The sequence below is a fragment of the Bifidobacterium goeldii genome (assembly GCF_003951095.1).
Lineage (GTDB): Bacteria > Actinomycetota > Actinomycetes > Actinomycetales > Bifidobacteriaceae > Bifidobacterium > Bifidobacterium goeldii.
This window is the reverse complement of record NZ_QXGL01000001.1, coordinates 616,930-638,250: the sequence shown is the minus strand read 5'-3', so window position 1 is coordinate 638,250 and position 21,321 is coordinate 616,930. Positions and strand designations below refer to the sequence as shown.

The following is a 21,321-nucleotide window of genomic DNA, read 5'->3' as shown; positions in this document are numbered from 1 at the left end:
TACTCAGTCCTCGTGGGCGGCCGCTGCGCGCTCGGCCATCCACTGTTCGACCTCATCGGGCTGCTTCGGAATGCCGGCGGAAATCCATTCGGGGCCGTTCTCGGTCATCAGCACATCGTCCTCAATACGAATGCCAATACCACGGTACTCCGGCGGGATCAGCAGATCATCCTCACGGAAGTACAGGCCCGGCTCGATCGTGAAGATCATACCCGGCGTGATCTTCGCGCCCTGATACGACTCGTAACGAGCCTGCGCGCAATCGTGCACGTCAAGACCAAGATGATGCGCCACACCGCAAGCAAGCCAACGACGATGCTGCTGGCCTTCAGGGGAGAGGGACTCCTCGACGTCTACCGGCAGCAGGCCCCACTCGTGCAGGCGCTCGGCGATCACGCGCATGCACGCGTGATGAATATCCGAATAGGTTGCGCCTGGCTTAGCTGCCTCAAAACCGGCCTGCTGGGAATCGAGCACCGCCTGGTAGAGACGACGCTGGAAGTCGGTGAACTTGCCGTTAGTCGGGAACGTACGAGTGATATCGGCCGTGTACAGGCTGTTCACCTCTACGCCAGCGTCGATGAGCAGCATGTCGCCCTTGCGCACCACGCCCGTGTTACGCATCCAGTGCAGGATCGGCGCATGCTCGCCCGACGCGATAATCGTGTCATAGCCGAGCGTGTTGCCCTCCTCGCGGGCTACTGCGTTGAATGCGCCCTCGAGAATGCGCTCAGAACGCGGCTTATCAAGAGCTTCCGGCAGCTTCGAAAGAATGCGATCGAAACCGTGCTTCGTGGCGGCCACAGCCTTACGCATTTCGCCGATCTCATACGCATCCTTGACCATGCGGGCTTCAGCAGCAAACTCGTGCAGCTTATCATCGTCGGCAGCGTTCGTATCCGGATCCGTATAACCGTTCGCCTCGCGAATCGACTCCACCAGCGACGTGATCTGCGGGTCAACATCGCTGATCACGCGCACACGCACCGCACCAGCCTCAGCGCCAACATCCTTCGACAGTGCATCTGCCAGCTGAGCAATATCATGCGTTTCGATGCCGGTCATTGCCGTCATCTCTTTGAGCCCCGCGCGCGGGCCTACCCAGTACTCGCCATAATGCGGGTTCATGAAGAAGTCCTGCGTGGCGGTGTCGGCGCGCGGAGCCACAAACAGCTCCGCCTCATGCGTCTTGCCAGCCTTGGCTTCCTCACTGTTTGGATCAACCGGGTTGAGCACCAGCACCGCACCCGCTTCGTAATCCTGGCCAAGACCCGTGTAGTAAGCGAACGAAGTGTCTGGGCGGAACATGTAGTCGCAGTCGTTGTTACGCACCTTCGGCTGACCAGCCGGAATCACCAGACGCTCGCCGGGGAACGCACGGCCCAGCGCTTCAAGACGTGCTGGCGTGTACTTGGCAGCCTCCAACGGTTCAATATCCGGCTCGCTGGAATCCCAGCCGGTCTTCATGAAATCAATGAAAGCCTCAGAACGCGGGCGCAGCGAACGGTTGTTCACGCGATCGCTCATCGGCTGATCTGCGCCAGGAGCCTTCGCCTCCTCGCGAGCCTCATACTCCTTGTCCTTTTCAGTGATGACTTCGCTCATGATCACTCCTCGCATAATCGAGTCACAGTGTTACCGCTCTCATCCTAGTCGCACTGCGTGCGAATCGTCGCCGCGGCACCGTCAGCAAGATCTGTATATTCGCCGCGCGCAAACGCATAAGTGTTAGGTTGACGCCACCTTCTAGAATATGAGCGTTCAACGCAAGCACTATTTAACCATGCAAAGGGCGATGCAAGTCATGTCATTCGAGCATCCGAATCGATATAACGAGACCATTCTCGACGTCGAGCGCGATATTATGCGCCGACCGCCGGAACACAATACCACGAACATGGATCTCGACCGGATGAACCTCATGCTCGACATCCTCGGCCACCCCGAACACTCATTCCGCGTTATCCACGTAACGGGCACTAATGGTAAAGGCTCCACGGCGCGCATGGCTGAAGCGATCTGCCGCGCGTACGGGCTGCGCACCGGCCTGTACACCTCGCCGCACCTCGAACGCATCAATGAACGTATTGCTATCGACGGCCAAGAGCTGTCCGACGACGATTTCGTTGACATTTGGGATCAGGTCAAAGACCTCGTCGACCTCGTCGACGCCAAAATGGAAGAACAAGGCAAGCCGCGCATGAGCTTCTTTGAAGTACTCACCGCGATGGCAATCTGGAAGTTCGCCGACGCGCCAGTTGACGTAGCCATCGTAGAAGTTGGCATGGGTGGCCTGCAAGATGCGACCAACGTGCTCGACGCCGACGCGGCAATTATCGGCCCTGTCGACATGGACCACATGATGTGGCTCGGCGACACCGTCGAGAAGATCGCCGAACAGAAAGCTGGCATTATCAAGCCTGGATGCACGGCGATTATCGGCCGTCAGCCGCACGAGGAAGAAGTCATGCCAATCCTCGAAGAAGCTGCGCGCCGCAACAACGCAACACTGGTACGCGATGGTTACGAAATGGAAGTCACCGGTCGTATGCCCGCAGTCGGCGGTCAAATTGCCACGCTGCACACGCCCAACGGTGTGTACACGGACGTGCCAATCGCCAAGTTCGGCGAACACCAAGCACACAATGCGCTCGCCGCGCTCGCCGCTGCCGAAGTAGTTATCCCGGTGAACGGTCCGCTCGACGGTGATCTCGTTGCTGAAGCGTTGCAGGGCGTTCGCGTGCCTGGGCGTATTGAGCAGATTCGTACCTCGCCGACCATCATTCTTGATGGTGGTCATAACGTCAACGCGGCAGAAGCACTACGTGCTGCTATTGAAGAAAGCTACGATTTCACCCAGCTGGTTGGCGTCATCGCCATGATGGGCGACAAGCAGGTCGAAGAATACTTGGGCGTGCTCGAGCCGATTTTGAGCCACGTGGTCGTTACCGAAAACTCGTGGCGCGACCGTGTTATGCCCGCTGAAGAATTAGAAAAGGTTGCTGTCAGCGTGTTCGGGCGCGACCGCGTAACACGCGTAGACTCCCTGCCGGACGCTATCCAAACGGCTGTCAATATGGTTGACGCGGAAGATGAGCTTGGTGTTGGTTACGGCCGCGGCGTGCTTATTTGCGGCAGTTTCGTCACTGCTGGTGACGCGCGCGTACTGCTCAAAGAGCAAATGAACCCCGATTTGGCCAAGCCTAAGGCCGAACGCGTTGAACCCAATCTTGGTACTGCATCATCTGATACCTCTGCTCCTGCCGAGGATGCTGCCGACCGCGATTTCGCGACCGATGCAAACCCTGATTTTAACGAGAACGACTTCGCTGGCATTGGCACCAGCGACGAAGAGAGCGCGAACAACGGCGATGAAACACCTGCCGAAGAAGCTGACGATACATCGTTCTCGCAGGACGCGAACTAACACTCATGTATCTTAAAGAACTCACGTTGCGCGGCTTCAAGTCGTTTGCCTCTGCGACAACGCTCCGGTTTGAACCGGGCATTACCGCAGTAGTCGGGCCGAACGGTTCCGGCAAGTCAAACATTGTTGACGCGCTCACGTGGGTCATGGGCGAGCAAGGCGCGAAAAACCTGCGCGGCACATCCATGGAGGATGTGATCTTCGCAGGTACTTCATCGCGCCCGCCACTCGGTCGCGCACAAGTGAGCTTGACCATCGATAACAGTGATCACACGCTGAACATCGACTACACGGAAGTGACCATCAGTCGTACTATTTTCCGCAATGGTGGCTCTGAATACGCGATCAATGGCTCTGCATGCCGTCTGCTCGATATTCAAGAACTGCTCAGCGATACTGGTTTAGGTCAGCAAATGCATGTCATCGTCGGCCAAGGCCGGCTCGACAGCATTCTGAAAGCAGATCCCAGCGGTCATCGCGCGTTCATCGAAGAAGCCGCTGGCATCCTCAAACATCGCAAACGCAAAGAGCGCGCACTGCGTAAGCTCGCCAACACGGAGACTAATCTCGCGCGCCTTGATGATTTACTTGGCGAAATCCGACGCCAACTTGGCCCACTCGGCCGTCAAGCCCGCATTTCACGCCGCGCCGATGGTATTCAAGTAACGCTACGCGACGCGCAAAGTCGCCTCTACGCTGACGACGCGTTACAAATCATGCGGCAGCGCGACGATATACGCGCCAACTTGCATACCGTGCGAGCACAGCTTGCCGCAGCACAACAAGAACTTGCTCGCACGAAAGTGCACATTGAACGTATTGAAGCATTGAATGCGCAGTCAAGTCCTGCGCTCGCCGCCATCAATCAAACATGGCATGAGCTGTCACGCCTTGAAGAACGGTTGCGATCATTAGCTTCCATCGCACAAGAACGCGCGCATTCGATGAGCGGTCAGCTTATTACCGCCATGGGCGACGATCCGCAATTGTTGAACCAGCGAGCGGATGAGCTTGAAACATTAGCGGACCAGGCGCGCGCGAGCGTGCAGGATACGCGCATGCAGTTCGATCACGCGATCGAGCAGCGTGCGGATGATGAAAAACAATTAGCTTCCATACGCCAAACGCTTACCGAACTGCGACGCACAGTTCGCCAGCGCGAAACAACAATCGCAAACCTGCGCGAAAAACTGGCGCGCGAAGAAGCCGCGGTACAACTCGCGCACAGTCGTGTCACCGATTTCACCACGCAGCACGATAGTTTGACTGCGCAGCGAGCTGACGCGATAACGCAACGTGGCACGTTAGAACGTACTGCAAACAGTGAGGACACTGATGATGGCAGCGAAGCATTGGACGCTGCGCGAAGCCACCTATCTGACGCAGTTGATGCGCTCAATGAGCTACAAGATCAGCAGCGCAAACTCAACGGCACCATTATTTCATTGCAAGCTAAAGCTGACGCATTACGCGACACATTGGAAAGCCGCAACGCTTCCGGATCCTTAGAACATGATGCTGGGGTTGGTGCGCTCGGCCACCTCACGGATTTTATTCACGTCGCTGAAGGCTGGGAAGAAGCTATTGCCCGCGCCCTCAACGATTTCGCGAACGCTGTTATTGTGCCGAACAATGATGCATTGCGTTATGCGCTGAACCGTGCGCGCGAAGACCGTTGGGGGCGCGCAGTAGTACTGCGAGCAGACGATACAGCGAGCGACGCTAGCGACCATGCAGATATGACGGTAGATATAACCGCGTTGGCTGATAATGCGGTTATTCCTGCCGCGAATTTGATCAGCGTCAATCCGGATGCTGCAAATAGCGAACAAGCACGCAATGTAGTGCGTTCAGCGCGCATACTCCTTGCTGATACTGCTGCTGTGCACACGCTCGAACAAGCGGTGGCAGTAACCGCACAGGCAGATGCTACCGATACTGGGGGAGTAGCGCCGCAGTTCACGCGTGCTGTCACACAGGCCGGCGAGATCGTCAATACGGTCGGCGCAGTGGGCGGTTCAGCACTGTCACAAAGTGACCTGTCGCTTGCTGCTCGCCGAGATGCTGCACTCAAACACATGCGCAGTCTGCAAGTTGAATGCGATGCAATCGAACAGCGCATCGAAACCGCGCGCGCAGAGCGTGACCAAGCTCGACTCGCTGTTGATCAAGCAGCAGCAAAACGAACCGAAGCGCGAGTAAAAGCCGAACAAGCTGCGGCAGCATTACGATCTGCACATGATCGCATTGCTGGATTAGAACGCCAAATTCGTGCGCTCGACGCTAAAATCACTACGGCTCATGACGATGCACAGGCTCATCAGCGTGCTTTTGATGAGCTTAGCCGTGCGCTCGACTCCGCGCAGAATGCGAACAGTGAGCACGCTAATGCTGATGAACTCACTGCGCGCGAACATGAACTAGAGACCAGTCTTACTCACGCACGCGAACGAGAAATTACCGCCAAAATAGCGTGGAAAGAGGCTGAACGTAAAGCCGAATCATATGATCGACAAATCGGTTTGCTGCGCGACCAAGCCAAAGAAGCGGTAGAACGCCGTGCGCGCATTGAAGCCATGAACGCGCGCAAACAAGCACAAGCTGCTCGTGCGCAAGCAATCGCACAAGACGCTACAGCAGTCGCACAAATGGTCGCTCAAGCCATCGCTGACGTAACGCAACGCCGTGAAACACTGCAAGCGCGCGCATCCGGCCACGATGAGGAACTCAAACAATTGCGTGCCGAGCGTGATGCTCTTGAACCGCAAGTCGCACAAGCACAACGCCGCGAACACGAACTGGACGTGGATCGCGAACGCGCAGCAGGCGAGTATGGGCGTATTACGCAAAAAATTGCTGACGATCTGGGCATGAGCGTTGACGAACTCGTACGCGAGTACAATCCCAGTTTGCCAGTGCCAGTGTTAGATGATGATGGCCGCCCTGTACCGCTCAACGACAATGCGCAATCTCACGCTCATGAAGCGGCTGAGCGTGATGAGAGCGAGAGTACGGATGCGCATGAACAGCGCTATCAGACAGTGCCATACGTGCGCGCAGAGCAGGTGAAACGTTTAGAAAAAGCCAAGCGTGATCTCGCTGCTCTAGGCAAAGTCAATCCGCTTGCTGCTGAGGAATATGAGGCGCTTGAAACACGTAACCGGTATTTGAATGAGCAACGCGATGACGTGGTGAAATCACGTGACGATCTCATGCAGCTTATTCGAGAACTCGACTCTACGATGGTTTCCGTATTCCAATCCGCGTTCGACGATACGGCAGCCGCGTTCGAGAACATGTTCTCCACCCTGTTTCCCGGAGGCACTGGGCGATTGCGCCTCGAAAATCCTGCGGATATGCTCACCACCGGTGTGATCGTAGAAGCGAGCCCTGCCGGTAAACGAGTCAAACAATTGAGCTTGCTTTCCGGTGGCGAGCGCTCGCTGACTGCGCTAGCGTTGCTGTTTGCGATTTTTACCGCGCGACCCAGTCCGTTCTACGTGATGGATGAGGTCGAAGCCGCACTCGACGACGTGAATCTCACTCGTCTGATTAACGCATTCAACGAGCTGAGATCACACGCGCAGTTGATTATCATTACACATCAACAACGCACGATGAGCATTGCGGATGCTTTGTATGGCATCACGATGCGTTCCGATGGCGTGACCGCTGTTGTTTCGCAGAAGTTGGAGCGGGACTGAGCGGGTTGTACCGGAATCGCGCTTGCGCGCGATGCTGTGTTGTTAGCGGCGAGCACCGCGACCGCTCCCTCACCCGGCTTCGCCGGGAGCGTCCTGTAAAACTATGGACTCGCTTCGCGAGCGTTTTGCCTGCTCGCCTATCGGCGAGCACAACGCCTAAAAACAGCCCACAGGGCTGTTTTCTACACGGCGTTGTCAGCTGAGGGGGCTGGCTGAGCGAAGCGAAGACTGGGGGAGTGTTACCACAATCGTCGCTTCGCGTTGATTGTGAGTTGTACAGCCAATTACAGCCAATTATTAGAACGTTAGAACCCAGTACTTGTAGGCTTCGGATAGTACTGTGCGAACTTGCGATATTGGTTAAGCTCCGACTCTGTCAAGTGCAGCCAACGCTTGAAACCGCCATCCTTCGGGTTACGCTGCGGGCTAATACGACCCGCCTTCTGCAAACGCTTCACCTGCGCCTTCAGCTCCGGATCAGTGACATAACGCAGCAGCAGCGGGTTCGGGATAATCGAATACAGCACTTCGCCGCGTGCAACGCGCGCCGCCATCGGATGCCCTTCGATCACGTCAGAAACCAGCACCTCCATCGGATTGACGCCAGCGCCGTACACGTAGAAGCTATTGCGACCAATACGCGGGTTCACCTCAAGGAAATAGAAGCGGCCGGTATGCGGATCGCGCTTGACATCGAAGTTTGCAAAACCGCGGTACGGCATCGACTCGAGGAAACGCTTCGCCGGTTCCAAAATCTCATCAATCGGTTCGGTAATCATCGCGCACGGGTTGCCCAACGTCGCCGGATGATGCTCCTCAAGCAGCACATGCGCTGAGCACAACAGTGACACCGTGCCGGTTGTATCCACGTACGCGGTCACCGAATACATACCAGTGTCATCGCCCTCAATCAGCTCCTGTGCAACGAACGTGCCACGGAATCCAGCCTTCGCGAGCGTCGCCCACAACTGCTGCAACTGTGCATCCGTGTCGATGCGATACACCTTCTGACGGCCTTCGAAGATCAGATTCTCATACTGGGAGCTATCAGCAGGCTTCGCCACAATCGGAAAATGCAGGTCTGCAGGCGTAGGCTGCGGCACCCAGCCGGCACTTCCCGCTGCAGAAAAATCCTCATAGAACGACTTCGGTACTGGCATACCCTGCGCGGTGGCGAGTCGCTCGAATGTCTGCTTGTCACTCACCTGATCAATGACTTCCAGCGGCGGAATCGGCACAACATAATACTGTTCGAGTTCGTCGCGATGCGATGCCAGCACATGAATACGCCAATCAGTATTCGCCAGCAGCAGCAGCTTACGACGCGGATTTGCCGCCTTCAGTTCAGCTCCCAAACGCAGCAGCTCTTCAACCAACGGCTCTTCCTCATTGGCCTTATCAAAGGCGTGGCGGGTGATGATCTTCGAATCGCGGATTGCGCTCGGATTGTAGGCGGTGACCAGAATTGGCTGAACACCGTACGCGTCGTTAAGCTCGCGCGCCAAAGCATATGCGCCGAGATCGCCGCCGAGAATCACCGGTTGAAACATTGTCATCGTATTTGTTCCTTCGCTTCGCCGGGGCCGCGTACTTTCCGATATATTGGCGTGTTGTCAAGCAGATTATGGTTCATACGCGTAAGGTTGTCATGCGTTTCTTACATGCCGATAAGACATTGTACATAAACGTTGGTTGAAGTTGTTTATTGATGAGTCATATGCATGTATATGATGCTCGTTCGTTTACTGCCCAACGATGTAGAGTTGCAACCCGCTGTTAACGTTGTAGCTCCAAGTACCGGTGAGACCATTCCAAGTAAAGCTTTTCTGATCAGGCTGGTCCTGTTTTGATTCAATTTCGGCGGTCACATCAGTAGGAATCTGCAGTTGCTTTGCGATGCAATCGTAGGTTGTGAAGTTGGATTGTGCGCCGGACATCAGGGTTAATGATCGCGTCGCTTGATCGACAATTAGTGACTCCTGAGTGGGGTTTTCTGCATTGAACGTGGTATGCGGGTTGCATGCTGAGTCGGCTTGCTGAAGCACAGTTGGAATGTCGGTTGATGTCGACTGCTGCTGACCCGGCTGGTCTTGCTGATTGGATTGGGATTGATCGTCACCATCGATCTGCTGACTATCGTCATTATCCTTTGCCGTGTCATCGTTACTCGTAGATGTTGAATTGTTATTGTTGTTCTGCTGCTCGCTGGTTGTTGGATTAGTGGCAGTCTGAGCGGAACGACTATGTGTGAGTATGCCGAATGCGATGCCTGCGACCACCAGTACTGCTACGACGACAGTAATAATAATCACAATAGTGCGATTCAATGGATGGCCTGACGAGTGATGTTGTGCTGCGTTCATGATGGAATCCTTCTTCCTTGCAGACGATCTCAATCAGACAAACGGACGCAGCGCACCGGAAGGCGCGCCGTACGCCCACAGGCTGTTGATACGTACAGTTGGCACGTTCGCCTCAATAATCTGATCATTGCCGAGATAGATCGCGATATGTCCGGGCCAATAGATCAGATCACCGCGTTGACGATCGTTTAATGACACATGCATGAAACGGCTGTCAGCAGCCATGTTATTTGCATCATGACTATGCCACGGATCGTACCAATGATTCGATGGATTGTACTCATGCAAATCCATACCTGCCGCGTATAGTGACTGCATTACCAAGCCAGCACAATCAACGCCAACACCCGGCTGCAATGCATAATCCCACACATAACGCGTACCGAGATAATCGTAGGCACGGCTAATCATTGCTTCGATTGCTTGATCGCGCGTTGCATTCATTGTGATACGTGATGGCGAAGCATATCCGAACTTGCCATTGGCGGGTACACCCACATCACATGAACTCACTTGGAAGTATTGGGCGGGATTCTGCCATCCTTTCTTACCACAACCATTCCAGAACAATGTGCCATGCTGGAAGTCTTGAGCTAGACCTTTATTCCAATCATGCTCATCATTGACGGGGTAGCCGAGATCTCCGGCCTCGTAGCGGCGTGCTGCATAATCGCCAAGAAAAGTGCCGCTGACACTGTGGACGCCTGATGCGGTGGACCAAAATAGAGTACCGCCTTGGAACCGTTGCGAAGCTCCGCCGTCACGTAAACCAGTGACTTCATCACTAGTGGGATACCCAAGCCATCCGTTTTCCCATCCATGTGCGGCCCAATAGTTTTGAATATCTCCTCGTGTGAAGAACGTTCCTGCAGCGGACTGATGTATTTCTCCTTTTTGGAACGCCTGTGAATGGCCTCCGCGCAATGTTGTTTCATTGACGAGCGGCATTCCTAAAATGCCGTTTTCTGCGCCGAGTGATGCGTATTTTGCATAGATATCACCGGCGACTCCTAGGACTTTGTTATTGGCATTGGTCCATTGGTATACCGCACCGTGCTGGAACGTTTGGCGCAAACCATAAGTTGTTGTTTCAGCCGGTTGTGTTGGCCTGCCAAGACGAAGATGTTGATTCCAATATGCTCGAACCTGGGGCGTCATATCGATGATTTTTTCAAAATTCCATTGTTGCGCACGCGATCCGTTATCGGCATACGATTGCACATTGGTACCGGATTTGGCGCGTCCGTCGAATACATCCAATGACAGTAGGTAATCGCCAGTGAGTGCGGAGCGTAGAATAATACGTCCATTTGAATTGATAGCGATCCATTTCTGCGCCCGTGAATTGTTGGATGCGTACGACTGAACGTTTGCGCCAGACTGGTTGTTTCCTGAGAGTATATCCAGTACTTTGCCGGATCCCTCGTTGGTGAGCGTCAGATAGCCCTTATCGTCTTTTGTTACCTTCCATCGCTGCGCTGGGGAAGCATTGTCTTGGTATATTTGCACATTTGCGCCGTTGTCAGTACTGCCATTGGACACATCAAGTACTAAGTTACTGGCCAATGCCGAAGAAATCGTGTACTCACCTTCATTGATGAGATCTTTATTTGCTTCGGCCAGTGCATCAAGATACTCAACCGTATATGTAGGACCGGTCTTCTCAGGGGGAAGTGTGGACGTACCGGAATGAGATGGTGATTGTTCCGTGGATTGAGATGATTGTTCAGTGGACTGATCGGTTGATGAATCAGCTTCGGGCGTGGTCTGCTGCTCATTAGTAGCGAGAGGTTCCTCTGAACTATCGTTTGCGGTTGTATCTGGTGCCGAGGATGATGCGTTGTTACTTGGCGTTGTGGCGGCTGTTGCGTCGCTGGTGATACTGTTCGTTGTTTCAGGGGAGGTTGAACCGGTTTCGGCTGCAAATGCGATCGTTGTGGGCATACATAGTGATGTGATCAGTAATGTCGCTGCTGACATACCGCAAACAGTTTTACGCAGTTGTGGGAACCGATGGTATGAGCGTCGTTGCATGATAATCTCCCTTCACATCTGCAGTAATGGTAAATCATTTTCCATGTTTCAGACATCGGGGGTGTCGTTTATCTCATGTTCGAAGGGAGGTTGGAGAAGCAATGACGCGATACAGTAATGTGGCATTGGAATGTGTGTGGGAACGGCGGCTGACAGCCGATTGGATGGAAGGCGTAAGCAATGGCAAACGATGATGGACGATTCAAAAACTTGCGAAAAGCGTTAGCTGAGCGTACGGGGACGAATGCGGGTGACTGGTTTCCTGTGTTTAAAGCGCGGTATGGCATGCAGATTGTGTTCGAAGCATTGCGTGCCACGCGCGGCGCCGGATCGGTGATTACGCAGCTGTTCACTTGCTGCACGGCAGTTGATCCGATTATCGTCGCAGGACTGACGCCGCGATATGCGGATGTTGATGCGGATACGATGGCGATCGACGCCAATGCTATCGATTCGCTGCGCGTCGGCGCTGACGAGCAGATTCATGCTGTGATGCTGCAACACACCTTTGGCGCGATCGCCTCCGAAGAGGCCCGACGGTTGGCCGACTTCACGAACGGGCTCAATGCGCTACTGGTCGAGGATTGCGCGCATTGCGCTACCCGTATGGCACACAATGAAGCAGGGGAGCCGCTGGCCGACGTCTCTGTGCACTCGTTCGGCGTGGAAAAGATTCTGCCGACCCGATTCGGTGGCGCCGTATGGGTAAACCCGCATCTCGCAAAGCGCGATCCTGAACTTGACCAAGCAATTCGACGCGGGTTTGCTGCGCTCGCCGAACCTCCGAAGCATGTGGATACTGTTACGAAAATCTACGTCAACGAGAATCGTGTGCTATCGCGGCTTGGCTCCCTTGGCGGGCGCCTCCGCGGTGTTTTGACGCGCGCTGGCTGGTATGAGCCGCCAATCGCCGACGTCGAGCGCCGCGGTGGGCTGGCCTCGCAGCCGATGAGTGTAACCCCGTGGATCGCCGCACAGGCCGAACACGCTATCAAAGCCCTTGACACCAACGAGGCTGGCCGCCGCGAGATTGTAGACGCGTATCGTACAGCGTTTTCCAAGTGCGATCATGTGACGATGCCGAGTGTCGTAACTGCCGGTGGCCCACAGCCGTTGCTGCGCTTCCCCCTGTTCGCTCGTGACACCGAGGCTGCTGAGCGCATTATCACCGCTGTGCGCGCTGCAGGAGGTTATGCTGAACGCTGGTATCGGCCGGAATTGTTCCCCGGAGTCACCGACCCGGCAGCGTACGGTCTCGATACGCTAGATCGCTCCACGGTAACGGTGAGCGATCGCCTCGTTGCTACCGCATTGTGTTTGCCAACTGAACTCGGCGCTGGTGAGACTGCGCGTGCGCGAACGCAGACGATTATCGAAGCAGTGTTGAATACGCGCTGATATTGACGCAGATCTTTGCGAAGATATCAAGAAACCCGTGCAGCACACAATTGCCACTGTATGGTGAAAAAGTGAAGTCCCTGACCTTCGAAATGAAGATCAGGGACTTCACCATATGAACTCGCGATAGCACGTGAGCTGAGACTACTTCTTCAGCCCATCCTTAACGGATTTTGCAAGCTTCAGCGTACTGTAGAACGCCTTCTTAATCGGCACATCGCGCCCGGCAGCCACATGGGTGATTTCCTCGGTGAACTTGCACTTGAACTCGTTAAGACCATTCAGGCTTGGTGCTAAATCAGAGCCAATGCCCATGAGATCGTATTCGGTAATGCCCTGCGAGCCGAGGATGCAGCATTCGGTGTACAGCAGCTTGTCAGTGACATGCAGGCGCATGACATCGTTGCGCATACCGGCATAGTAGCGCACCGCGTGCGTGCCATTGACCGTAACAATCGACCAAGCAACCACGCGTCCGTCGATACGTGCGGCGAACACACGGCAATGATCGGCACCAAGTGCCTTGATCATATCGGAGTAATCGGTGATCGGCGCGGGGGTGAAGCCATCGCGCTTGCCGGTCTCGACCATCACATCGTAGTATTCCGCAAAATCGGCGATCGCCTCAGCGGTCTCATCAGCGCATTCGGCCGGGCATTCGCGCAGGGCCTTGCGCACATCGCGACGGCCGCGGCGCTTCATGCGGGCGAGAATCTCGTCATCGCCGCCGGTCACGTTGATCACTACAGTCTGGTCGTACGGCACGGTGGACAGTACCGGCACGGTGCCGTCAGTGAACCAAGTATCGATGCGAATGAACGCCACGCGGCGGTCGGCCTCGTGCACGGTTTTAGCGATCGCGTCGATCGTCTCGCGCTCCTCAGCCTCATCCGGCTTGGTGATCCAGACCGGGCCGTGCATCGAACGCAGGTAATGATAGCCGTGCGTCTCCATGTCGATGAACGCGATGAACGCGATGATATCGCCATCACGCTTGATCAAATACACGCCCCACGGGGTACGACCGGGAATATCCGCTTGAAAACGCGCCCAGATTCCGGTTTGCTCAATAGGCAGCGTCACTCCAGCATCAGACGCAGCCTGTTCCATCTGCGGGTAATCGGACTTCTCCAACGTGATCATGCTTGTATGTTCCTTACGAATCCTAATAGTTTCACGCTGCCGACTGCAGCGTACGTCGGCAGCAATATGTGCGGATGTGCGGGTGTACTCGCGTTTAGGCGAACAAGCGCTCGATAATATGATCGTCGCCTTCGAACGGCACATGCTTGTTATGATTCTTAATCCAACGCTCATCGCCCTTACCGATAATGAGCAGAATGTTGAACTGGTCAGCATGCGCGCGCGCATCGTAGACAGCGTTCGTCACAGCGGTCGTACGATCAGAAATCACCGTTGAGGTAACAGCATCGTTGGTAATATACCCCTGCATTTGCATGCAGATATCAATAAACGGTTCGCTGTCAGTATCCTCAGCCGTGAAAATAAAGTTTGCAATACGATCCTGCGCGGCTTCAACGATTTCTTTGCGACGATCATACGCTTTGTTGCCAGCCGAACCAGTAACCAGCGTGATACGCGGATGCTGCTCACCAAACCGCTCATACACAAAGTCGAGCAGTGCGGTGACCGACGCGTAATTATGCGCATAATCGACGATGGCAAGCGTATTCGACTGCGGATCACGGAACTGTTCCATGCGCCCAGCGATACGGACGGTTGTCATCGCATGCGACACACGTTCATCGTGCAGATCTGCGCCAGCAGCCTGCGCGATTGCCAGTGCGGCTGCTGCATTCGCATAGTTGAAGTCACCATCCAGTGCGAGCGTAAACGCACCAAGATCAGCGTTATCAGCCGCAATATGGTAGCTGCTATGTGCCTCATTAGCAGGGCGAGCAACAAAATCTGCAACAGTATGATCAGCGTCAGCTGAATCATTGTCAGTTTCAGAGCTGGCGGTGTACAGGGAATCGTTACGCAAAGCGAACGTCGTCACCGGTACGCCGGCAGCCGCGGCATCTTGGCGCAACAAATCCGCATGGTCTGCGTCAACACCCAAAACTAGCGAACGGCAGTTAGCAATAATGTGACGCTTGCAGTACAGGTAATCTTCAAACGTAGGATGCTCAATCGGGCTAATGTGATCAGGGGAGATGTTAAGGAACGCCGCCACATCAAACGTAAGCCCATAGACGCGCTCCACCTTGTATGCCTGCGAGGAAACCTCCATCACAAGGTATTTCATACCGTTATCAACAGCCTCGCGCATCATGCGGAATGCGTCCATTGATTCAGGCGTAGTCAAATCAGATTCAACGTACGTATGCCCGTCCAAACAGTTGTCCACCGAGGAGAAGAGCGCCGCATGACCATCGCTATACGCATTGAGCACAGCCTGTGTAAAGTACGCGGTCGTAGTCTTACCTTTAGTACCAGTGATACCAACAACAGTCAGCTCATCCTGCGGGCGACCATAGAACTGTGCAGACAGCAAGCTCATAGCACGGCGAACATCGTTCACAATCAGTCCTGGAGCATCAGTTTCGCCAGAAAAATCTGTTTCTGCCACATATGCTTGAAGGCCAGCTTCATCAATACCATGCAAGTATTCAGCTTTGAAACGGCCCTTGCAGCATAGCAGCGTGCCAGCTTTCACCTGACGAGTGTCATAGGTGATTGCTGCGAACGCCGTGTCGCAGTCATCGAAATCATGCGGATCAAGCGTCCAATGGTCACGTCGAATGATCTCGCGCAACAAGCCGTGTTCCTTAAGCAGTTGCGTCGCCGACGCCAAAGTGAGTGTCATGCCGTAGCACCTTTCCTAACAAATCCGTCCCTTATTGTACAAGCACGGTTGCCGCGCCGCCTACAATGGTGTGCGTGACTGACGAGCAGACATTGAGCGAGACTACAGCGCAGAAGCGCGCGCGCTTTGAACGGCTTGCCATGCCTGCGGTAAACGCGTTATACCGTCAGGCAATGAAACTCACCAATGATCCTGACGATGCTCAAGATCTTGTGCAAGACACGTTTGAACGCGGGTTTAAAGCATTTGACTCATTTAACCCTGACTCTAATTTCGAAGCGTGGATGACCACCATTGAACGCAACGCATACTTTAACCAGTATGCGAAAGCGAAACGGCGCCCGCAGCGAGCTAACGATTCTACGGGCGAATATGATGACTGGGATATTTACGCAGCATCTGAACATTCGCCAGAAGAGTTGAAGTCAGCTGAGCAGGAATATTTGGATGCGTTTGCACCTGAGGAGATTATGAAGGCGCTCGCGCATTTGTCTCCTGAACGGCGGCAAGTGTTTATTGACGCAGCGATTGATGGTAAGTCATATCAGCAAGTTGCTGACGAGCAAGGCGTCAAAATTGGTACGGTGATGAGCCGACTCAATCGTGCGCGCGCACAGTTAAAACGTGAGCTTGCGTCATACGCGTTAGAACGTGGCTACGGTTCACCGTCCGCGAACCGTGCAGGTGCAGGTCATAATGGGCATAATGAACATACGGAAAGCATGACGAGCAGTGCGACACGTACGTCTGCTGCGTCGCATGCTACGAATGCTACACGGCGAGCTGTCAGTGGTAAGGCAGCCGATACGGGAAAGGAGTGATGATGGGCGAGCCTGTAGAACGGCACGGTCGTATCTCCATCACCCGGCGGACGCCTGACGGTGCGGTAATTCATACGGATGTGCGTATCACGACGGTGGATGTAAACGCGGATGTGTCTGATGGCTCTAGTGTCAGCGCGCAGTGGGTGCCTATGGATTCAGGTGAGTGTTTTGACCCTGAATCGTGCTGTGACGCGCGCGAAAAGGCGATGATTCGAGCGTTGCGCGCCTATTTGCGCCCACAAGAGGCGCCGGAATGTCTGCTGACTCGTTTGCGCGACACGCTGGATCGGTGTTGTGGTGAAAACCAGTGCGATGGCGATATTGAAACAGCGACAGGCTGCCCGTGCGGCAATCCTCGCTGTGATGGTAGTTGTTCACGATCCTGTTGCAGCTGAGAGCTGTTGCTCGATGAGCAATTTGAACATATGAAAAACCCCGATATATGGCGTGATAATCGCTGTATATCGGGGTTTTATATGCTGATGACGTGTGTAACGTCATCGACAAGAATCAGGCGTTTGGCCTCTTGCCGTGGTTGGCGGCCTTCTTGCGGCGATCCTTGCGCTTGCGTCCGCGCATGCCCATGATGGACTCCTTTTCGTACGATTGATAAGCCTTGGGGATTATCGCATAAAGGCGAGACGTTAGCAAGTCGCGTCCCGCCTTTCACTTCTAGCAGCCGGTAATACGACGCTGATTTATGCTTCTAGTTGGCGAGCAGAGATGAACAGCTTCGTTTCGCTCGTCTCGCCTGGCTTAATTGCGATGAGATCAATACCAGTATTGAACGCGTTAGCATACGCGGTTTGCGGTTCGACAGCAGTACCAGCCGGGTGCTGGTTCGCGGGGAAGCCAGTACCCGTGCACACCTGGAACGAAGTAATCGTCTCATCGCCGCCAACCGTGATTTGCAGGCCGTCAGGGCGAGTAAACGTGGCGGTCGTCGTGCCATCAGCATCGTGATGCACGTCAGTCCACGCGTCGTCGAACGGCTGGCCAGTCAGCAGCGGATTATCGCGCAGATCATACTTCGTACCATCCACTGGCTCAGTGCCGGTCGGAATAAGATTCTCATCCACAGTAACGTGCGTGTTAGCCGGCACGGTCAGATGGCATTGTGCATTGTGACCGTCAATTTCATCGCCGTAACCGTTGAACCCGTTATCGAGCCACGGGTGGATTGCCAGTGCCCACGGAGCATCCACATCGCCGTTATTGTAGGCGCTCACGGTCACATGCATGCCGTCATCATCAAGCTCATGCTTAGCCGTCACAATCACGTCGAACGGGTAACCGAGCAGGAATGGTACACGCCACGACTGCGTGACGGAGTTTTCAGTGAGTTCCTCGAGCTTCCAGTAGGAGCGGTAACCGTAGCCATGAATAGCGGTATTGCGATCATGCTCGTCGATCGGCAGCGTGTACGTTGTGCCCTCAAACGTGTACGTGCCCGCTTCGATACGGTTCGGGAACGGTACGAGCAGCTGACCATGGCAGCAGGTGACCGGATCATCGGGGCCAAGCGGCACGATGACGTTCTTGCCTTGATAGGTGATCTTGCGCATCGTTGCGCCCAGTTCGGTGATCACCGCCGACCAGTCGCCGTGGGAGATGGAATACTGCTGACCGGTGCGCGGCGGAATGTTATTCGTCATGTGTATCACTCCATTGAGATGAAGGGTGTCTATGTGTTCGACAACGTTGTGTTACCGCTAACACCGTTGCCGCTACCATATCAGTGTAGCGCGCAAGATAACGCCGCCATGCGAGACACTCAACTGAATCACGTGATAAAACGGGCGAAATTGTTGCCTCTCGTGTTCGCTTCGGTATAAGGCTCGCTACAGTGGTGTGGAGCATAGACAAAGCCAGACGGCATGCGATAGACGTGAAAGGTGAAACGGATGACCAAACGCATCGTATTGGCGGACCCGCGCGGATTTTGCGCTGGCGTGGATCGAGCGATTCTCACGGTGCGCACGATTCTTAAAGCCGCGGATAGTACACGTTCACGTGCCGATGGACTGCCGCCAGTGTATGTTCGCCGTCAGATTGTACACAACAAGCATGTGGTAGAAGAACTTGCTCAGCAAGGTGCGGTGTTTGTTCAAGAACTCTCTGAAATTCCAGATGTGGCCGCTGCAGCTGGCATTCCGATTGTGTTCTCAGCACACGGCGTGTCGCCAACAGTGAAAGCTGAAGCGGACCGCCGAGGCATGCATGTTGTTGATGCTACCTGCCCATTAGTAGGCAAAGTACATCGTGAAGTATTGCGGTTTGTGCGCGCGGGCTATGAAATCGTGTACATCGGGCATAAAGGCCATGATGAAGCCGTTGGCGTGGTAGGGGAGAGCCCCGAACACGTACATCTTATTGAACACGCTGATGATGTTGCACAGCTTGACTTCACGCCGGATATGAAACTGGTACTGCTCAGCCAAACCACGTTAAGCGTGGATGAAACTGCCGATACGATTGCAGCACTCAAAGATCGCTTCCCATGGATTGAAGAGCCGCCAAGCTCTGACATTTGCTACGCAACGTCGAATCGTCAAGCTGCCGTCAAACTTGTTGCTGAACAATCCGACTGTGTGGTGATCGTTGGATCAGCAAACTCATCAAATTCAGTACGTTTGATGGAAGTAGCGCAAGATGCGTTAGCTCAACGTGGCACAGCACATCGTGTTGACGATGCAAACGAACTCGACCCCGCATGGTTTGGCGGTGTCGAAGCCGTTGGCGTATCCTCCGGAGCATCAGTGCCCGACGAACTCGTTGCGGGAGTAATCGATGCACTCAAAGCCCAAGGGTTCACTGATGTGACCACAGTGGAAACGATTAAAGAGAATATGCATTTCGTGCTACCGGCGGAACTCCGCCGGTAGCCTTCGCAGGCGCCTGTAGCGCGCCTGCTCACTTCGCCTACAAAAAGCCCACTGGGCTTTCTGCTTAACGGCTCAGCTGGCGGAGCTCCGCCGGTAGCCTTCGCAGGCGCGGTAGATTACCAAGTGCCGATCGGAGCGGCGACGGCGTCAAGTACTTTGAGCAGATCGTTGGGATTGACGCCTACAGAAAAGCCGCGTTTGCCTCCGGAGAGAAGAATCTGATCGAATTGCAATGCGGATTCATCAAGCACAGTTTTATGTTTGGTGCGCTGGCCAAGCGGTGAAATACCGCCAACAACATAGCCGGATTCACGCATAGCAACTTTCGGATCGGCCATAGTTGCTTTCTTTGCTCCAACAGCAGCAGCGAGCGCTTTCAAATCCATATGCCCACTGACTGGCACTACGCCGACCACACGCTCAGAGCCGGTATCAGCCATGAGTGTTTTGAATACCTGATGCTCGTCAAAGCCGAGCTTGGTTGCGGCTTCAACACCGTACCCGTCATCCATGTGATCGTTGGAATGCTCGTATTCGTACGTGGTAAATGGCACGCCAGCGGCTTCGAGCTGCACGGTGGCCGGCGTGGAACCTGCGCCTTTCTCATGTTTCTTCTTAGCCATGCCCATTATCCTAAGCCGAAGAGTCACCGAACGATATTGCGCCACCGATATGCGGCAGCTCGTGAGGTGAGGTGAGTAAACATGCAAAAGCCTCGAAGCTGTTACGCTTCGAGGCTTCTTACTATGCGTTATCGCGAGCTAGTCGTGAATCATTGCGGGCAAACCCGCATGCATTCACTCGGAGATCTCAGCGAAGTACAGCAGGGTACGGATCATGTTGGAGGTGAAGCCGTACTCGTTGTCGTAGAAGGAGACGGTACGAGCCAGGGTCAGGCCGTCGATGTTGTTCACATCGGTCTGAGTCGGGTCGAACACGCCACCGTGGGTGTCGCCGAGGATATCGGAGGAAACGATGCCCTCATCGTTGTAGCCGTAGTAATCGGTGTTGGAGAAGGCTTCCTTGAACGCGGCGTTGATCTCGTCAGCGGTGGTTTCCTTGTTCAGGACGGTGGTCAGCTCGGTGACGGAGCCATCCGGAACCTGGACGCGCTGAGCGTGGCCCTGCAGCTTGCCGTTCACGGACGGAACGACCTTGCCGATAGCCTTAGCAGCGCCGGTGGAGTGAGCGATGGTGTTGATGGCGGCAGCGCGCAGGTTGCGGCCGGTCTTGGTGCCACGCGGGCCATCGAGCAGCATCTGGGTGCCGGTGTAAGCGTGGATGGTGGTCATGAAGCCAGCGCGGATGCCGAACTTCTCGTCCAGCAGCTTGACCATGGCGGCCATGGAGTTGGTGGTGCAGGAGCCGGCGGAGACGATCACGTCGGAAGCCTTGAGGATTTCGTGGTTCACGCCGAACACGACGGTCGGGGTGACGTCATCCTTGGCTGGAGCGGAGATCAGAACCTTCTTGGCACCAGCGTTGATGTGAGCCTGGGACTTCTCAGCGGAGGTGTAGAAGCCGGTGCACTCGAGCACGTACTCAACACCGTCGTTCTTGACCCACGGAATGTTGTTGGCGTCCTTCTCGGCGTAGACCTTGTATTCCTTGCCGTCCACCACGATGGAGTCCTCGGTGGCCTTCACGTCAACCGGGGTGCCATCGTCGTGACGGAAGGTACCGTGGGTGGAATCGTACTTCAGCAGGTAAGCCAGGGTGGCCGGAGTGGTCAGATCGTTGATGGCGGCAACTTCGATGTCACCAGCCTGGCCGCCGCGAGCCTGCAGCTCGAAAATGCGACGGAAGGCGAGACGACCGATGCGACCGAAGCCGTTGATACCAATCTTAACTGTCAT

16 protein-coding genes are annotated in these 21,321 nt (G+C 54.8%); 6 read left to right on the top strand and 10 right to left on the bottom strand.

The genetic code is table 11. From position 1 onward, the window contains the following. Window positions 1-3: 3 nt before the first annotated feature. Window positions 4-1,605, bottom strand: a complete 1,602-nt coding sequence (locus D2E25_RS02820) for an aminopeptidase P family protein (protein WP_125979485.1) — start codon at window positions 1,603-1,605, stop codon at window positions 4-6. Between the two features lie 199 nt (window positions 1,606-1,804). Here D2E25_RS02820 and D2E25_RS02815 point away from each other — a divergent pair, with 199 nt between their 5' ends. Both D2E25_RS02815 and smc read left to right on the top strand, forming a co-directional pair. After that, window positions 1,805-3,427 carry a bifunctional folylpolyglutamate synthase/dihydrofolate synthase gene (locus D2E25_RS02815; protein WP_125979869.1) on the top strand — a complete coding sequence of 541 codons (1,623 nt, stop codon included), beginning with the start codon at window positions 1,805-1,807 and terminating at the stop codon, window positions 3,425-3,427. 5 nt (window positions 3,428-3,432) lie between these two features. Continuing rightward, window positions 3,433-7,131: a chromosome segregation protein SMC gene (gene smc / locus D2E25_RS02810; RefSeq protein WP_125979484.1), complete on the top strand. Its 3,699-nt coding sequence runs from the start codon at window positions 3,433-3,435 to the stop codon at window positions 7,129-7,131. A 305-nt stretch (window positions 7,132-7,436) separates the two neighbouring features. On the opposite strand, the gene D2E25_RS02805 is transcribed toward smc, so the two are convergent. The 3 genes from D2E25_RS02805 to D2E25_RS02795 form a co-directional block, all read right to left on the bottom strand. Continuing rightward, window positions 7,437-8,687 (bottom strand): carboxylate--amine ligase, encoded by a 1,251-nt coding sequence (locus D2E25_RS02805; protein WP_125979483.1) that lies wholly within the window; start codon window positions 8,685-8,687, stop codon window positions 7,437-7,439. A gap of 186 nt (window positions 8,688-8,873) precedes the next feature. Beyond that, window positions 8,874-9,494 (bottom strand): hypothetical protein, encoded by a 621-nt coding sequence (locus D2E25_RS02800; RefSeq protein ID WP_125979482.1) that lies wholly within the window; start codon window positions 9,492-9,494, stop codon window positions 8,874-8,876. 33 nt (window positions 9,495-9,527) lie between these two features. Beyond that, window positions 9,528-11,474, bottom strand: coding sequence for an RICIN domain-containing protein (locus tag D2E25_RS02795; RefSeq protein WP_164514678.1), 1,947 nt, complete (start codon window positions 11,472-11,474; stop codon window positions 9,528-9,530). A gap of 234 nt (window positions 11,475-11,708) precedes the next feature. On the opposite strand from D2E25_RS02795, the gene D2E25_RS02790 reads away from it, so the two are divergent. Next, entirely contained in the window at window positions 11,709-12,926 is a 1,218-nt protein-coding gene (locus D2E25_RS02790) for a DegT/DnrJ/EryC1/StrS family aminotransferase (RefSeq protein ID WP_125979480.1), read from the top strand. A 144-nt stretch (window positions 12,927-13,070) separates the two neighbouring features. Here D2E25_RS02790 and D2E25_RS02785 read toward each other — a convergent pair whose 3' ends face one another. Then, window positions 13,071-14,069 (bottom strand): lipid II:glycine glycyltransferase FemX, encoded by a 999-nt coding sequence (locus tag D2E25_RS02785; protein WP_125979479.1) that lies wholly within the window; start codon window positions 14,067-14,069, stop codon window positions 13,071-13,073. A 94-nt stretch (window positions 14,070-14,163) separates the two neighbouring features. Beyond that, window positions 14,164-15,756 carry a UDP-N-acetylmuramoyl-L-alanyl-D-glutamate--2,6-diaminopimelate ligase gene (locus tag D2E25_RS02780; RefSeq protein WP_125979478.1) on the bottom strand — a complete coding sequence of 531 codons (1,593 nt, stop codon included), beginning with the start codon at window positions 15,754-15,756 and terminating at the stop codon, window positions 14,164-14,166. A 65-nt stretch (window positions 15,757-15,821) separates the two neighbouring features. Here D2E25_RS02780 and D2E25_RS02775 point away from each other — a divergent pair, with 65 nt between their 5' ends. Together D2E25_RS02775 and D2E25_RS10650 are read left to right on the top strand one after the other, a co-directional pair. Then, window positions 15,822-16,577, top strand: a complete 756-nt coding sequence (locus D2E25_RS02775; RefSeq protein WP_338142117.1) for a sigma-70 family RNA polymerase sigma factor — start codon at window positions 15,822-15,824, stop codon at window positions 16,575-16,577. Continuing rightward, complete coding sequence (locus D2E25_RS10650) at window positions 16,577-16,975, top strand: hypothetical protein (protein WP_241216948.1); 399 nt, start codon at window positions 16,577-16,579, stop codon at window positions 16,973-16,975. Before D2E25_RS02775 ends, D2E25_RS10650 begins: the two co-directional genes overlap by 1 nt. Window positions 16,976-17,090: 115 nt before the next feature. Here D2E25_RS10650 and D2E25_RS10875 read toward each other — a convergent pair whose 3' ends face one another. Together D2E25_RS10875 and D2E25_RS02765 are read right to left on the bottom strand one after the other, a co-directional pair. Continuing rightward, window positions 17,091-17,165: a 50S ribosomal protein bL37 gene (locus D2E25_RS10875; RefSeq protein WP_003817083.1), complete on the bottom strand. Its 75-nt coding sequence runs from the start codon at window positions 17,163-17,165 to the stop codon at window positions 17,091-17,093. A gap of 113 nt (window positions 17,166-17,278) precedes the next feature. Next, complete coding sequence (locus tag D2E25_RS02765) at window positions 17,279-18,235, bottom strand: aldose 1-epimerase family protein (protein ID WP_125979477.1); 957 nt, start codon at window positions 18,233-18,235, stop codon at window positions 17,279-17,281. 249 nt (window positions 18,236-18,484) lie between these two features. Between D2E25_RS02765 and D2E25_RS02760 the strand changes: the two genes are divergently transcribed. Beyond that, window positions 18,485-19,465: a 4-hydroxy-3-methylbut-2-enyl diphosphate reductase gene (locus D2E25_RS02760; RefSeq protein ID WP_125979476.1), complete on the top strand. Its 981-nt coding sequence runs from the start codon at window positions 18,485-18,487 to the stop codon at window positions 19,463-19,465. Window positions 19,466-19,581: 116 nt separating this feature from the next. Here the strand turns inward: D2E25_RS02760 and ybaK are convergent, their stop codons facing one another. Next, window positions 19,582-20,088: a Cys-tRNA(Pro) deacylase gene (ybaK, locus tag D2E25_RS02755; protein WP_125979475.1), complete on the bottom strand. Its 507-nt coding sequence runs from the start codon at window positions 20,086-20,088 to the stop codon at window positions 19,582-19,584. A gap of 174 nt (window positions 20,089-20,262) precedes the next feature. Then, the gene (gene gap / locus D2E25_RS02750) at window positions 20,263-21,321 is read right to left on the bottom strand and encodes a type I glyceraldehyde-3-phosphate dehydrogenase (protein WP_125979474.1); all 1,059 of its coding nucleotides are present in this window, start codon (window positions 21,319-21,321) and stop codon (window positions 20,263-20,265) included.

What these genes read in the sequence shown, in the direction of transcription:
- D2E25_RS02820 (WP_125979485.1), bottom strand. Translation starts at nt 1,605, where the DNA reads ATGAGCGAAGTCATCACTGAAAAGGACAAGGAGTATGAGGCTCGCGAG.
- D2E25_RS02815 (WP_125979869.1), top strand. Translation starts at nt 1,805, where the DNA reads ATGTCATTCGAGCATCCGAATCGATATAACGAGACCATTCTCGACGTC.
- smc (WP_125979484.1), top strand. Translation starts at nt 3,433, where the DNA reads ATGTATCTTAAAGAACTCACGTTGCGCGGCTTCAAGTCGTTTGCCTCT.
- D2E25_RS02805 (WP_125979483.1), bottom strand. Translation starts at nt 8,687, where the DNA reads ATGACAATGTTTCAACCGGTGATTCTCGGCGGCGATCTCGGCGCATAT.
- D2E25_RS02800 (WP_125979482.1), bottom strand. Translation starts at nt 9,494, where the DNA reads ATGAACGCAGCACAACATCACTCGTCAGGCCATCCATTGAATCGCACT.
- D2E25_RS02795 (WP_164514678.1), bottom strand. Translation starts at nt 11,474, where the DNA reads ATGTCAGCAGCGACATTACTGATCACATCACTATGTATGCCCACAACG.
- D2E25_RS02790 (WP_125979480.1), top strand. Translation starts at nt 11,709, where the DNA reads ATGGCAAACGATGATGGACGATTCAAAAACTTGCGAAAAGCGTTAGCT.
- D2E25_RS02785 (WP_125979479.1), bottom strand. Translation starts at nt 14,069, where the DNA reads ATGATCACGTTGGAGAAGTCCGATTACCCGCAGATGGAACAGGCTGCG.
- D2E25_RS02780 (WP_125979478.1), bottom strand. Translation starts at nt 15,756, where the DNA reads ATGACACTCACTTTGGCGTCGGCGACGCAACTGCTTAAGGAACACGGC.
- D2E25_RS02775 (WP_338142117.1), top strand. Translation starts at nt 15,822, where the DNA reads ATGGTGTGCGTGACTGACGAGCAGACATTGAGCGAGACTACAGCGCAG.
- D2E25_RS10650 (WP_241216948.1), top strand. Translation starts at nt 16,577, where the DNA reads ATGATGGGCGAGCCTGTAGAACGGCACGGTCGTATCTCCATCACCCGG.
- D2E25_RS02765 (WP_125979477.1), bottom strand. Translation starts at nt 18,235, where the DNA reads ATGACGAATAACATTCCGCCGCGCACCGGTCAGCAGTATTCCATCTCC.
- D2E25_RS02760 (WP_125979476.1), top strand. Translation starts at nt 18,485, where the DNA reads ATGACCAAACGCATCGTATTGGCGGACCCGCGCGGATTTTGCGCTGGC.
- ybaK (WP_125979475.1), bottom strand. Translation starts at nt 20,088, where the DNA reads ATGGCTAAGAAGAAACATGAGAAAGGCGCAGGTTCCACGCCGGCCACC.
- gap (WP_125979474.1), bottom strand. Translation starts at nt 21,321, where the DNA reads ATGACAGTTAAGATTGGTATCAACGGCTTCGGTCGCATCGGTCGTCTC.